Below are 13,570 nucleotides of genomic sequence, written 5' to 3' on the forward strand. Positions count from 1 at the left end.
GCGTATGCCCGTGCGCGCACGTTCCTACCGTGGGTGAAGGGCTCCGGCGGCGCCTCTTGTCCGTGATGTCGAACATCGTTCGCAATTTCAGCGCGAGTCATTGACGCCGCGTTTTCCCGGGCCTACGGTCCCGTCCGAAGTGACGGGCAGGCGTCGAAATATCGAACGCCGTGCCCTTCTCCTCGCGCGTCCCCGGACCTCATCGACGAGTCGAGACGAGCCGCCATGCAACCACCCCTCCTCAGCCGGCGCCGAGCCCTCGCGGGCGGTGCCGGCGCCCTGGCCGCCGCCGGAGCCCTGGGCTCCCTGTCGGGCTGCGCCGCGCCCGCGACCGCCGCGGGCCCGGGACAGACCCTGCTGCGGTACTGGCACCTGTTCGGCGGCGGCGACGGCGTCAACATGCAGGGAATGCTGGACGATTTCAGGGCCGGACACCCGGACATCGCGCTGGAGGCCTCCACCCTCCAGTGGGGCGCCCCGTACTACACGAAGCTCGGCATGGCCAGCGCCGGCGGCAGGGCACCCGAACTCGCCGCCCTGCACCTCGCCCGACTCGCGGGCTTCGCCCCCGGCAGGCTCCTCGACCCGTTCGACCTCGATCTGCTGGCCGGACTCGGCGTGAAGGAGGAGGACTTCCCGCCGGACATCTGGCGCCGGGGACAGTCGGGCGGCGAGCAGTACGCCGTCCCGCTCGACACCCACCCGTTCGTCCTCTACTACCAGACCGAGGTCTGCGAGAAGGCCGGTCTCATGTCGGGCGGCCGCCTCAGGCCGATCAGCGGCGCGGACGACTTCGCCGACGCCCTGCGCGCTGCGAAGAAGGCGACCGGGCAGCCCGGGCTGGTGACCGAGACGCTCGGCCCCGACTGCATCACACCCTGGCGGCTCTTCTCCAGCTTCTACGCGCAGACCGGCGGCACGGTCCTCTCCCCGGACGGGAAGAGCCTCGCGCTCGACGACGCCAAGGCGCTCCGCGTCCTGGAGTACCTGGCCAGGCTCGTCGAGGAGGGGCTGATGGTGCGCCGCGTCGACTACGCGGGGTCCATCGGCGTCTTCAACGGCGGCAAGACCGCCTTCCACCTGAACGGCGAGTGGGAGATCACCACCTTCAAGACCACCGGCCTCCCGTTCTCCATGACCCGCATCCCCGCGCTCTTCGGCACCGCGGCCACCCAGGCCGACTGCCACGCCTTCGTCCTGCCGCACCAGAAGGACCGGGGCGGCGCCACGAACGAGGCGGCCCACACCCTCGTCGCCTGGATGCTGAAGAACTCCGTGGCCTGGGCCCGGGGCGGCCACGTCCCCGCCTATCTGCCGGTGCTCGACGACCCGGCCTACCTCGCCCTGAAGCCGCAGTCCGAGTACCGCACGGTGATCGACGACGTGGCGCTGGACGAACCGGCGTGGTTCGCCGGATCCGCCTCCCGCCTGTGGATCGAGCTCGGAGCGGTCTTCTCCGGGGTCCTCACCGGCTCCCGCAGCCCGCGGAACGCCCTGACCGAGGCCAAGGCCCGGCTGCGGACCCTCCTCGACACCCGCAACCCCCTCCCGGGAGCCGCGTCATGACCTCCACCACCACGGCGGCGCCGGCACCCGTGGCGAAGCCCGGCAGGGGGGCGGCCGGGCGTCCCGTCCGAGGCGTGCGCAGGAAGTGGACCGAGCACGGTCTGGTCTTCGTCGCGCCCTTCCTCGTCGTGTACGCCCTCTTCCTGATCTGGCCCCTCGTGTCCGGTCTGGGAATGAGCCTGACCAGCGAGAACATCACCGGCTCCGGCGGGGAGTTCGTCGGCCTCGACAACTACGCCGAGGCCGTGCGCGACCCGGACGTCTGGTCCTCGCTGTGGAACACCGTCTGGTTCACGGTCCTGTCCACCGTCCCCCTCGTCGTCGTCGGCCTCGTGCTGGCCCTGCTCGCCCACCAGTTGCGCGTGGTGCAGTGGCTGTGGCGGCTCAGCTGGTTCGCGCCGTTCCTGCTGCCCTCCGGCGTCGTCTGCCTGCTGTTCCTGAACATGATCCTCCCGTCCGACTTCGGCCTCGCCGACCAACTGCTCGCCGCCGTCGGGCTGACACCGGAGATCGGCTGGCTGACCGACGAGCGGTACGCGATGCTCAGCATCGTGGCGACCACCGTCTGGTGGACCGTCGGCTTCAACTTCCTGCTGTACCTGGCCGCCCTCCAGGCGATCCCGGCGCATCTGTACGAGGCCGCCGAACTGGACGGGGCCGGCGCCTGGAAGCGCCTCCTGCACATCACCCTGCCGATGCTCCGCCGCACCACCGGTCTGGTCGTGGTCCTCCAGGTACTGGCCTCGCTGAAGATCTTCGACCAGGTCTACATCATGACCGGCGGCGGCCCCGACGAGTCCACCAGGCCGATCCTCCAGTACGTCTACCAGCAGGGCTTCACGGGCTATCGCATCGGTTACGCCTCGGCCGTCTCGTACATCTTCTTCGCCCTGATCCTGACCGTCTCCCTGGTACAGCCGCTGCTGTCCCGGCGCCGAGCTGAGGAGGCCGCGAAGTGAGCGGTTCCGCCACCGTCACCACCCGCCCCGCCCAGGTCTCCGGCCGGTCCGTGGACGCGGGAGGACGCCGCCCGCGCTGGACACCAGGCAGGATCGCCCTGCTCGTCGTCGCCCTGCTGCTCACCGCGGCCTGGCTCCTGCCGCTCGCCTGGGCGGTCGCCACCTCCCTGAAGCCCGAGGGTGACACGACGAGGACACCGTTCTCCTGGACCGGCTCCCGCGTGACCTTCGACGCGTACAGCAAGGTCTGGGAGTCGGGCGACCTGATGGTCTGGCTGATGAACTCGGCCTACATCTCCGTCACGACCACCTTGCTGACCGTGGTGACCTGCGCGATGGCCGCGTACGGATTCACCCGCACCGACTTCCGAGGCAAGCGGCTGCTCTACGGTCTCGTGCTCGCCGGAATCATGGTGCCGCCGCAGGTACTCATCGCGCCGCTGTTCCGGGAGATGGTCCAGCTCGGTCTGGTCGACACCTACTGGGGCGTCATACTGCCCCAGGTCGCCGTGCCGGCCATGGTGTTCATCCTGGTGAAGTTCTTCGAGGGCGTACCGCGCGAACTGGAGGAGGCCGCCTTCGTCGACGGCGCGGGGCGATGGCGGGTGTTCTGGACCATCGTCATACCGCTGTCCCGGCCCGTACTGGCGGCCGTGGCGATCTTCACCTTCATCTCCACCTGGAACAACTTCCTGTGGCCGTTCCTCGTGACCACCGACCCGGGCGGCATGACGCTGCCCGTCGGACTCGTGAACGTCCAGTCGACCTTCGGGGTGCGGTACGCCCAGATCATGGCCTCGCTCGTGATCGCCGGACTGCCGCTCCTGATCGTCTTCGCGTTCTTCCAGCGGCAGATCGTGCGTGGCATCGCGCACACCGGTCTCGCCGGCCAGTAGCGGTCACGGCACACCTGACGGGCCGTCCGCGCGGCCCGTCAGGCGACCCCGGTACCCCGCGTCAGCAGCAGCGCCACATCGGCCGACGCCACCGCGACGGTCCCCGCGAGCGCCGCCTTGCGCCAACTCCCGCCCCGCCGCGGACCGGCGCACACCGTCGTCACCACCACGGCGCAGACCGCCACCCCGCAGAGGACGGCGACAACGGGCCCGCCGGGCGTCCCCGGAGGGCCCAGGGCCAGCACCGCCGTGGCCGCGCACAGGGGCAGCGGGAGCAGCAGCCGGGTGCGCGCCGCCCCGAGCCGCTGGGGGAGGCCGCGGACGCCCGCCCGCAGATCCGCCTCGATGTCCGGGAGCACGTCCCCCAGATGGGCAGCCACACCGAGCAGCGCGCCCGCCGCCACCGCCCACCACGCGGGCCACGGGCTTCCGGGCAGGCTCAGGGCGACCACACACGGAAGGCTCGCGAAGCCGATCGCGTACGGCAGCCAGGACAGCGGCGTCTCCTTGAGCCTCAGGTTGTACGCCCACGCGGCGAGGACCCCGGTCAGATGTGCGGCACCCGCCGCCGCGCCGCACGCGAACGACAGCACCACGCACAGGGCCAGCGCCGCGAACGCCGCGCCCCACACCGTGCCCGGAGCCGACGCGCCCCGGGCGACCGGTTTCCCTCTGCGCCCGGCCTCGGCGTCGCGCGGTGCGTCGTGGGCGTCGTTGCACCAGCCCACCGAGAGCTGTCCGGTGAACACGGCGGCGGTGACCAGGACCTGCCGGCCGGTCCCCGGGCCCGAACCGACGGCGAGGGCCGACACGAGGACGGTCACCGCGGCGACCGGACCCGGATGACAGGACAGTGCGAGAGGCGCCCACACGTGCGACAGACAAGGGGCGCGAGCGGGTACCGGCGGCCGGTCCGTGGTGTCCACGGGGCGATCGTAGGGACCCCTGGGCGTACGAACACGGCAGCCGCGCGTGGCATGTGCTCTGATTTGTCCCGCTCTGTGGGCAGGATGTGGCCATGACCTCTCCGAAGCGGTGGCCAGGGTGACCCGGATCGCGGCGGTGCACGGAGTCCTCCCACCGCACCGCCACACCCAGCGGGCCGTCACCGACATGGTGGCGCGCACCTGCCTGCCGGAAGGGGCCGACCGGCGGGTGCTGGACCGGATCCACGCGAACGCGGGCGTGCGCACCCGGAACACGGTGCTGCCCCTGGAGAGCTACGGCGCACTGGACGGATTCGGGGCGGCCAACGACGTGTTCGTCGACGCGGCCGTCGATCTCGGTGCCCAAGCCGTCCGCGGCGCCCTGCGCGAAGCAGGGCTGCGGCCCGCCGACGTCGACCTGCTGATGTTCACCTCGGTCACGGGGATCGCGGCGCCGTCCGTCGACGCGCGGCTCGTCGGACGCCTCGGTCTGCGCCCCGACGTGAAACGGCTCCCCGTCTTCGGACTCGGCTGCGTGGCGGGGGCCGCGGGGGTGGCGCGGCTGCACGACTACCTGCTCGGCAGGCCCGGACACGTAGCGGTGCTGCTCTCGGTCGAACTCTGCTCCCTGACCTTCCAGCGCGGTGACGCCAGCGCCGCCAACCTGGTCGCGACCGCCCTGTTCGGCGACGGTGCCGCGGCCGCGGTCCTCGTCGGCGCCGGCCACCCGGCGCCGGTGGAGGGGCCCGAGGTGGTGGACACCCGCAGCCGTCTGTACCCGGACACCGGACACGTCATGGGCTGGGACATCGGTGACTCCGGCTTCACCGTGGTGCTCGACCCCGCAGTCCCCGACGTCGTACGCCGGTACCTCGCCGAGGACGTCACGGGCTTCCTGGAGGAGCACGGGCTCAAGCCCAAGGACATCGCCCGCTGGGTGAGTCACCCCGGCGGACCCAAGGTCCTGGAGGCGGTCACCGACGTCCTGTCCCTGTCCGAGGGAGCCCTGGACGTCACCTGGCGCTCACTGGCGCAGACGGGGAACCTCTCCTCGTCCTCGGTCCTGCACGTCCTGCGGGACACGATGCGACAACGCAGGCCCGAGCCGGGCTCGCCCGGCCTGCTGATGGCCATGGGCCCCGGATTCTGCTGCGAACTGGTGCTGCTGCGCTGGTAGTCCGGAGGAACGCATGATCTGGTACACGGCCCTCGTACTCGCCGTCGCCGCCGAGCGGCTCGCCGAGCTCGCGGTGGCGCTCCGCAACACCCGCTGGAGCCTTGCCCGGGGCGGCACCGAGGCAGGCCGGGGGCACTACCCGGCGATGGTGGCCCTGCACACCGGGCTGCTCGTCGCCTGTCTCGCCGAGACATGGCTGGCCGGACGCCCCTTCCCGGCACTGTTCGGCTGGGCCATGGTCGCGGTGGTGACCGCGGCCCAGGCACTGCGTTGGTGGTGCGTCCGCACCCTGGGGCGCCGCTGGAACACCCGGGTCGTCGTCATCCCGGGGATGCCCCCGGTGACCGGCGGGCCCTACCGTCGGCTGCGCCATCCCAACTACGTGGCGGTCGCCGCCGAAGGAGCGGCCCTGCCGCTGGTCCACGGCGCGTGGGTGACCGCCGTCCTGTTCACCGTGTTCAACGCGGCGCTCATGGCCGTGCGCATCCGGTGCGAGGACGGCGCACTGGCCGCCCCGGCCGGAGCGGACGCGCGCGCGTGATCGACATCCTGGTGGCGGGCGGCGGACCGGCCGGACTCGCCGCGGCGATCAGAGCCGCCACGGCCGGTCTGGAGGCCGTCGTGATCGAACCCCGCCACCTGCCCGTGGACAAGGCCTGCGGCGAGGGCATCATGCCCAGCGGGGTGGCCGCTCTGCGCGCGCTGGGAGTCAACCCGGCAGGAAGCACGCTCCGGGGCATCCGCTACGTCGAGGGAACCCGGCGGGCGGAGGCGGCCTTCCGCGGCAGCCCAGGCCTCGGCGTTCGCCGCACCGAGCTGCACACCGCCCTGCACCGGCGCGCCACGGAACTCGGCGTGCGCGTCGTCACGGGGCGGGCGGGCGAGGTGCGCCAGGACGGCCGCAGCGTCACCACGGCGGGTCTGACGGCACGCTGGCTCGTCGCCGCCGACGGCCTGCACTCCCCGTTGCGCCGCTCGCTCGGCCTGGAGCGCCCCTGCACCTCACAGCGCCGGTACGGGCTGCGCCGCCACTACCGGATCGCCCCCTGGACGGACTTCGTGGAAGTGCACTGGTCGCGCGAGGGCGAGGCGTACGTGACCCCGGTGGGGGAGGAGCTGGTGGGGGTCGCGGTGCTCAGCCGCCACCGGCGCTCCCACGAGCAGCACCTCACCGCCTTCCCCGCGTTGGCCCGCACCCTCCGGGGCCTGGAGGCGGGACCCGTACGCGGCGCGGGGCCCCTGCGCAGGAGCGTGAGCGCACCGGGAGCAGGACGGGTCCTGCTGGCCGGAGACGCGGCGGGCTACGTCGACGCGCTGACCGGCGAGGGCATCGCCCTGGCGGTGGCGACCGCGTCGGCGGCGGTCGACTGCCTCGCGGCGGGCCGGCCCGAGGCCTACCCGGCCCGCTGGGCGCGGCTGACGCGACGGCACCGTCTGCTGACCGGGGCCCTGCTGGGAGCCGTGGGGCATCCGGCGACCGCCCGGCTGATCGTGCCCGCCGCGCACCGGCTGCCCGCGCTGTTCGGCGCGGCGGTGCGAGCCCTGCAGTAGCCGTCCCCTTACGGGCGGCCCCGCCCGCCCCGCCCGCTCTGCCATCCTGTCCGGGTGCCGCCCTCACCCCGAACGCCGCAGCCCGTCACCCCCGACCCGCCACACCCGGCGATGAATCCGCTGATGACGCAGTCCTGGCTGGACCTGGCATTCCTGCACTGGGCGGCCGACCCGGGGGACGTGGCGCCACTCCTGCCCGCCGGAACCGTGCCCGACACCCTGGACGGAGTCACCTACGTCGGGCTCGTCGCCTTCCGGATGCACCGCGTCGGCTGGTTCCGCCTCCCCGGCATCCCCTACCTGGGCACCTTCCCCGAGACCAACGTCCGGCTGTACTCCCGCGACGAGCACGGCAGGCGCGGGGTGGTCTTCCGCTCGCTCGACGCCTCCAGGCTGATCCCCGTGGCGGTCGCCCGGACCGCGTTCCGGCTGCCCTACGTATGGTCCCGGATGACCGTCCGGCGCGACGCCGACACCCTCACCTACACCAGCAGAAGGCGCCTCCCCGGGCCCCGGGGCGCCCACAGCCGGATCGTGCTGCGCACCGGCGGGCGCATCGAGGAGCCCAGCGAGCTGGAGCACTTCCTCACCGCGCGCTGGGGCATGCACAGCACCTTTCACGGGCGCGCGATGTACCTCCCGAACGCACACCCCCGCTGGCCACTGCACCACGCACAGCTCCTGGAGTGCGACGAGAACCTGGTGACGGCGGCCGGCCTTCCCGCACCCGCCGGTGCGCCGGTGAGCGTCCTGTACTCACCGGGGGTCCCGGTCCGCTTCGGCCGCCCCGCCCGTCCGTAGGAGTGACAACGGCCCGGCCGGAGCCCCCGGCCCGGCGCCCACCGCATGTCGCACCCCGCGCAAGCCCCGCGCCGCCCTAATCTCGCCGCCACGGGACAGGACGAAGGGGCGGGAGCGGCATGCGTGGAGTGGCCAGGCTGTTGTGCGGACGCCGCACCAAATGGCTCGTCGTGGTGCTGTGGCTCGTCGTCCTCGTCATCGCGGCGCCGCTCGCGGGCAAGCTCATGGGCGCCCAGGACAACGACGCGGCCTCCTGGCTCCCGAGCAGCGCCGAGTCCACGCGGGTCTGGGAGGAGTCCAAGGAGTTCCGGCCCGAGATCATCACCGCCATCGTCGTGTACGCCCGTGACGGCGGCCTGACCGCGGCGGACCGCGCCCGGATCACCGGGGACGAGCGGCAGCTCACGACGCTGAGCGCCCACGGCGTACGCGGCGAGGAGACCCGAGGTCCGCTCTACGACAGGAAGGCCGCGCCCTCGGCCGCCCAGATCTTCGTGCCGATCACCATGGACGAGAAGGGCTGGGAACGGATCGGCCCCGCCGTCGACTCCGTACGGGACATCGTGGGGGACGGAGGCGGAGGGCTCACGGTCCACGTCACGGGCCCCGGAGGGGTCGCCGCCGACTCTGCCGACGCCTTCTCGGGCATCGACTCGACCCTGCTCCTGGCCGCGCTCGCCGTGGTGATCGTCATGCTGCTGATCACCTACCGCAGCCCGACGCTGCTCGTGCTGCCCGTGGTCTCGGTCGTCGCCGCGCTCCTCACCGCACAGGCCGTCATCTATCTGCTCGCGGCTCACGCGGGACTCACCGTGAACGGTCAGAGCGCGGGCATCCTGACCGTGCTGGTCTTCGGCGCCGGCACGGACTACGCCCTGCTGCTCGTCGCCCGGTACCGCGAGGAGCTGCGCCGCCACGAGGACCGCCACGAGGCCATGGCCCGGGCCCTGCACCGAGCTGGGCCGGCCGTGCTGGCCAGCAGCGGAACCGTGGTGCTGAGCATGCTCGTCCTGCTGGCCGCCGAGATGAACTCGACCCGGGGCCTGGGACCCGTGGCCGCCATCGGGGTGGCCATCGCGCTGATCGCCATGCTCACCCTCCTCCCCGCGCTTCTGGTCATCTTCGGGCGCTGGATCTTCTGGCCGGCCGTCCCGCGCCTCGGCACGCCGGAGCCCACCGAGCACGGGTTCTGGGCACGGACCGGGCAGCGGCTGGCCGCCCACCCGCGCAGGATCTGGGTGGGGACCGCCCTGGTGCTGGCCGCACTGTCCCTGGGCCTCCTCCAGCTGCGTGCCGCCGGACTCAGCAACGCCGACTCCTTCCCCGGCACACCGGACTCCGTCGCCGGGCAGGAGATCCAGGAACGCTACTTCCCGGCCGGTGCCGGCAGCCCGCTCGTAGTGATCGCGGCGGCGGACCGGAGCGGCCAGGTGCGTGCCGCCGTGGAAGGGACCAGCGGGGTCCTCCCGGGATCCCTCGTCGTGCCGCCCGGCACCCGCCCCGTGCACGAGGGCCGGGCCATCTTCGAGGCCACCCTCACCGACGCCGGCGACAGCGACGCCGCGGAACGCACCGTCGAGCGGGTCAGGGACGCCGTGCACCCGATCACCGGCGCGGACGCGCTGGTGGGCGGCGACACGGCGGCGGCACTCGACATGGACGACGCCACCCGGCACGACAACGTGCTGATCATCCCCCTCGTGCTGCTGGTGGTACTGATCATCCTCGCGCTGGTGCTGCGCGCCCTGCTGGCGCCCCTGCTGCTGATCGCCACCGTCGTGCTGTCCTTCGCCGCCGCGCTGGGCGTCAGCGCCCTCGTCTTCCGCCATGTGTTCGACTACGCGGGTGAGACCACGGACTTCCCGCTCTTCGTGTTCGTGTTCCTGGTGGCGCTCGGCATCGACTACAACATCTTCCTGACCACCCGGATCCGCGAGGAGGCCCTGCACCAGGGCACCCGCGCGGGCGTGGTCACCGGGCTCGCCGCCACCGGCGCGGTCATCACCTCGGCGGGCCTCGTCCTGGCCGGTACCTTCGCCGCACTCGGGACACTCCCGGTGGTGGCCTTCGCGGAGATCGGCTTCGCGGTGGCCCTGGGGGTCCTGCTGGACACGCTGGTCGTCCGCTCCGTGCTGGTCACTTCCCTCTTCCTGGACATCGGACCGCGCGTCTGGTGGCCGCACCGGTTCGCCCACGAGGACGGCGGGTCGGCGCGCGGACCCGCCGTCCGCTGAGAGCCGGCCCCGGCCCGCACGGCTCCGGGGGCCGCGGCGCACGGCTCGCCCGGCGTATGACCAGGGTGTAGAAAGGGGGGCATGGCCGGACGCTACGGCCGCCCGCGTTCGTTTCTCCGGATGAGAAGCCTCGCTGGTCAGGTCTTCCTCCTGCAGGTGGCGATCGTGGTGCTGCTCGTCGCTGCCTCCGCGACCGCGCTCGTGCTGCAGTCCCACGCCGACAGCGAACGCGAGGCACGCAACCGCTCGGTCGCCGTGGCGGAGGCCTTCGCCAGCGGCCCGGGCATGGAAGCCGCGCTGAAGAGCCCCGACCCCACCGCTGTGCTCCAGCCGAAGGCCGAGGCCGCGCGGAAAGGGTCCGGAGTCGACTTCGTGGTCGTCCTGAACCTGAACGGCGTCCGGTACACCCACCCGCTGCCCGACCGCATCGGCAAGAAGTTCGTCGGCGAGCTGGCACCCGCCCTCGACGGCCACGTCGTGACGGAGAAGATCGACGGGACCATCGGCCCGCTCGTCCAGGCGGTGGTGCCCGTGACCGGCGCGAACGGCGAAGTGGTGGGCCTGGTGTCCGCCGGCATCACCATCAGCAAGGTCAGCGGAGTCGCCGAGGACCAGTTCCCGCTCCTCTTCGGCTCCGCCGCCGGAATACTGCTGCTCGCCATGGGCGGTACGGCGCTCGTCACCAGACGTCTCGACCGCCAGACCCACGGCCTCGGCCCCACCGGGATGACCCGGATGTACGAGCACCACGACGCAGTTCTGCACGCCGTGCGGGAGGGCGTGGTGATCGTCGGCGGCGACGGACTGCTCCTGCTGGCCAACGACGAGGCACGACGGCTCCTGGACCTCGGTCCGGACGTCGAGGGCACACCCGTCTCCGAGCTGGGACTCGACCCGGTGATGACCGCCATGCTGGTCTCCGGACGCACCGCCACCGACGAGGTCCACGCCGTGGGCGACCGCCTGCTCGCCGTCAGCCAGCGGGCCACCGACCGGGACGGCGGTCCGCCCGGCAACGTGACGACGCTGCGGGACACCACGGAGCTGCAGGCCCTCTCGGGCAAGGCAGCCACCGCACGCGGCAGGCTGAAGCTCCTCTACGACGCCGGAACGGAGATCGGCACCGCCCTGGACGTCATCCGGACGTGCGAGGAGCTGGCGGAGTTCGCCACGGCGAGGTTCGCCGACTACGCCACCGTGGACCTGGCCGAGGGCGTGCTGCGCGGGGAGGAACCCACGGCCGTCCGCGCGTCCACCGACGGACTGCGCCGTTCGGCGTTCAGCGGCGCCCGCGACGACACGGGTCTCTATCCGCTGGGCGCGGTCATCCGTTTCCTGCCGTCCACGGACATCGGGGCCGGTCTGCTCAGGGGCCGGTCCGTCCTCGACACCGATCTGGCGCGCCGTTCCGGCTGGGAGCAGCAGCACCCGGAACGGGCCGAGCGCATCGTGGAGTGTGGATTCCACTCGCTGATCGCCGTCCCGATGCGAGCCAGGGGTGTCGTCCTCGGAGTGGCCATGTTCTGGCGCGCGCAGAGGCCCGAGCCGTTCGAGGACGAGGACCTGTCCGTCGCGGAGGAGATCGTCGCGCGCGCCGCGGTGAGCATGGACAACGCGCGCCGCTACTCGCGCGAGCACAACGTGGCGGTCACCCTGCAGCGCAGTCTGCTGCCGCAGGGGCTCCCCGACCAGAGTGCCATCGACGCCGCCTACCGCTATCTCCCCGCCCAGGCAGGGCTCGGCGGGCTGGGCGGTGTCGGCGGCGACTGGTTCGACATCATCCCGCTGCCCGGCGCCCGGGTCGCCCTCGTGGTCGGTGACGTGGTCGGACACGGGCTCCACGCCGCCGCCACCATGGGACGCCTCCGTACCGCGGTCCACAACTTCTCCAGCCTCGACCTGCCCCCCGACGAGCTCCTGTGGCACCTGGACGAACTGGTGACCCGCATCGACCTGGACGAGTCGGCCAACGGCTCCGACGGGGCGGGTGTCACCGGGGCCACCTGTCTCTACGCGATCTACGACCCGGCCTCCGGGCGCTGCACCATGGCGCGGGCCGGCCACCTCCAGCCCGTGATCGTCAGCCCCGAGGGCGAGGCCGTCTTCGCGGACGTGCCAGGTGGCCCGCCCCTGGGGCTCGGCGGCATGCCCTTCGAGACCCTCGACGTACAGCTCGCACAGGACAGCCGGCTGGTGCTCTACACCGACGGGCTGGTCGAGGACCGGCGCCGCGACATCGACGTAGGACTCGAACGGCTGCGCCGGACGCTGTCCGGGCATCCCGACCGGACCCCTGAGGAGACCTGCGAGGCCGTACTCCGCGTCCTTGTACCCACCAGGGCCCGTGACGACGTCGCCCTGCTCGTCGGCCGCACCCGTCGCCTCGCCACGGAGAACGTGGCCGAGTGGGACGTGCCTTCCGACCCCTCGGCGGTTGCCCGCGTCCGGTCCGACGTCTCCCGCACACTGACCGAGTGGGATCTGGTCGAGGAGGCGTTCACGACCGAGCTGATCCTCAGCGAACTGGTCACCAACTCCATCCGTTACGCCACCGGCCCCATCCGAGTCCGGCTGATCCGTGACAGGACGCTGATCTGCGAGGTGTCCGACCGCAGCAGCACCTCGCCCCATCTGCGCCAGGCGGCAAGCATGGACGAGGGAGGCAGAGGCCTGTTCCTCGTCGCCCAGCTGGCCGAACGCTGGGGCACCCGCTACACCGACGACGGCGGCAAGGTGATCTGGACGGAACAGGTCCTGCAGCCCGGGGCCGGCGGGCCGCTGTGACGCGGTTCGGCCGCGTCAGGCCCCCGGGCCCACCCGTTCCCGGCGGCAGTGCAGAAAGAGGTGGGGTTCGGCCGAGGCTCCGGGACGGTCAGGGGTGAAGACCGTCCGTTCCTCGTCCACGACGGAGAGCCCGGCACCCGTGGCCAGCGCCCTGAACGCCTCGGGGCCGAAACTGGTCACCCGCACATGCCGGCCCATGAACACGGCGCCCACGTCCTGCACGTCCAGCGGTACGGTCGCCAGCACCAGATGCCCGCCCGGCCTCAGCGCCCCCGCCAGGCGGCGCACGAGCGAGGACTGCTCGTCACGCGACATCTGCAGCAACGAGAAGTAGACGCAGACCGCGTCGAAGCTCGCCTCCTCCAGCGAAACCTCCCGGATGTCGGCGCAGCGGAAGGAGGCCTCGGGAACCCGGCGGGACGCCAGTTCCACCATGACGGGCGACACGTCGACACCCAGCACCTCGTGACCGGCGGCCGCCAGGGTGTGGGCCGTCGGCCGGCCGGTCCCGCTGCCGACGTCCAGAACCCTGCTCCGCGGACCCAGCCGCGCCAGCAGCCTGTCCAGGGAGCGTCGGTGCGCGAGCGAGCCGGCGAAGGCCCGCTCGTAGTCGGCGCCGATGGCGTCGAACGCCTCGGCTGCCGCGTGCTGGTGGCCGTCGGCCATGAGGACCTCC

General features: G+C 72.5%; 11 protein-coding genes. 9 read left to right on the forward strand and 2 right to left on the reverse strand.

Features of this window, described 5'->3' with window-relative positions:
- Positions 1 to 225: 225 nt before the first annotated feature.
- From P8A20_RS34255 to P8A20_RS34265, 3 genes are read left to right on the forward strand one after another with little or no spacing between them, the layout of a single operon-like run.
- Positions 226 to 1,566, forward strand: coding sequence for an extracellular solute-binding protein (locus P8A20_RS34255; RefSeq protein ID WP_306104901.1), 1,341 nt, complete (start codon positions 226 to 228; stop codon positions 1,564 to 1,566).
- Entirely contained in the window at positions 1,563 to 2,525 is a 963-nt protein-coding gene (locus P8A20_RS34260) for a carbohydrate ABC transporter permease (RefSeq protein WP_147961268.1), read from the forward strand. The genes P8A20_RS34255 and P8A20_RS34260 overlap by 4 nt, the downstream gene beginning before the upstream one ends.
- A complete protein-coding gene (locus tag P8A20_RS34265; RefSeq protein WP_147961267.1) occupies positions 2,522 to 3,421 on the forward strand; it encodes a carbohydrate ABC transporter permease in 900 nt (299 codons plus the stop codon). Before P8A20_RS34260 ends, P8A20_RS34265 begins: the two co-directional genes overlap by 4 nt.
- Before the next feature lie 38 nt (positions 3,422 to 3,459).
- On the opposite strand, the gene P8A20_RS34270 is transcribed toward P8A20_RS34265, so the two are convergent.
- Entirely contained in the window at positions 3,460 to 4,302 is an 843-nt protein-coding gene (locus tag P8A20_RS34270; protein WP_306105230.1) for a UbiA family prenyltransferase, read from the reverse strand.
- A 163-nt stretch (positions 4,303 to 4,465) separates the two neighbouring features.
- Between P8A20_RS34270 and P8A20_RS34275 the strand changes: the two genes are divergently transcribed.
- The 6 genes from P8A20_RS34275 (at position 4,466) to P8A20_RS34300 (ending at position 12,894) form a co-directional block, all read left to right on the forward strand.
- Positions 4,466 to 5,524 carry a type III polyketide synthase gene (locus tag P8A20_RS34275; protein WP_147961265.1) on the forward strand — a complete coding sequence of 353 codons (1,059 nt, stop codon included), beginning with the start codon at positions 4,466 to 4,468 and terminating at the stop codon, positions 5,522 to 5,524.
- Positions 5,525 to 5,537: 13 nt separating this feature from the next.
- A complete protein-coding gene (locus P8A20_RS34280) occupies positions 5,538 to 6,065 on the forward strand; it encodes an isoprenylcysteine carboxyl methyltransferase family protein (RefSeq protein ID WP_147961264.1) in 528 nt (175 codons plus the stop codon).
- Positions 6,062 to 7,075 carry an NAD(P)/FAD-dependent oxidoreductase gene (locus tag P8A20_RS34285; protein ID WP_306104902.1) on the forward strand — a complete coding sequence of 338 codons (1,014 nt, stop codon included), beginning with the start codon at positions 6,062 to 6,064 and terminating at the stop codon, positions 7,073 to 7,075. The genes P8A20_RS34280 and P8A20_RS34285 overlap by 4 nt, the downstream gene beginning before the upstream one ends.
- A 111-nt stretch (positions 7,076 to 7,186) precedes the next feature.
- Positions 7,187 to 7,876, forward strand: coding sequence for a YqjF family protein (locus P8A20_RS34290; protein WP_306105231.1), 690 nt, complete (start codon positions 7,187 to 7,189; stop codon positions 7,874 to 7,876).
- Positions 7,877 to 7,995: 119 nt separating this feature from the next.
- Entirely contained in the window at positions 7,996 to 10,110 is a 2,115-nt protein-coding gene (locus P8A20_RS34295) for an MMPL family transporter (RefSeq protein WP_306104903.1), read from the forward strand.
- Between the two features lie 81 nt (positions 10,111 to 10,191).
- Entirely contained in the window at positions 10,192 to 12,894 is a 2,703-nt protein-coding gene (locus P8A20_RS34300; RefSeq protein WP_306104904.1) for a SpoIIE family protein phosphatase, read from the forward strand.
- 15 nt (positions 12,895 to 12,909) lie between these two features.
- Here the strand turns inward: P8A20_RS34300 and P8A20_RS34305 are convergent, their stop codons facing one another.
- Positions 12,910 to 13,560: a class I SAM-dependent methyltransferase gene (locus P8A20_RS34305; protein WP_306104905.1), complete on the reverse strand. Its 651-nt coding sequence runs from the start codon at positions 13,558 to 13,560 to the stop codon at positions 12,910 to 12,912.
- Between the last annotated feature and the right edge of the window lie 10 nt (positions 13,561 to 13,570).

The organism is Streptomyces sp. Alt3, assembly GCF_030719215.1.
Classification (GTDB): domain Bacteria; phylum Actinomycetota; class Actinomycetes; order Streptomycetales; family Streptomycetaceae; genus Streptomyces; species Streptomyces glycanivorans.

Coding starts and splice junctions, on each gene's coding strand:
- P8A20_RS34255 (WP_306104901.1), top strand. CDS start 226: ATGCAACCACCCCTCCTCAGCCGGCGCCGAGCCCTCGCGGGCGGTGCC.
- P8A20_RS34260 (WP_147961268.1), top strand. CDS start 1,563: ATGACCTCCACCACCACGGCGGCGCCGGCACCCGTGGCGAAGCCCGGC.
- P8A20_RS34280 (WP_147961264.1), top strand. CDS start 5,538: ATGATCTGGTACACGGCCCTCGTACTCGCCGTCGCCGCCGAGCGGCTC.
- P8A20_RS34290 (WP_306105231.1), top strand. CDS start 7,187: ATGAATCCGCTGATGACGCAGTCCTGGCTGGACCTGGCATTCCTGCAC.
- P8A20_RS34295 (WP_306104903.1), top strand. CDS start 7,996: ATGCGTGGAGTGGCCAGGCTGTTGTGCGGACGCCGCACCAAATGGCTC.
- P8A20_RS34300 (WP_306104904.1), top strand. CDS start 10,192: ATGGCCGGACGCTACGGCCGCCCGCGTTCGTTTCTCCGGATGAGAAGC.
- P8A20_RS34305 (WP_306104905.1), bottom strand. CDS start 13,560: ATGGCCGACGGCCACCAGCACGCGGCAGCCGAGGCGTTCGACGCCATC.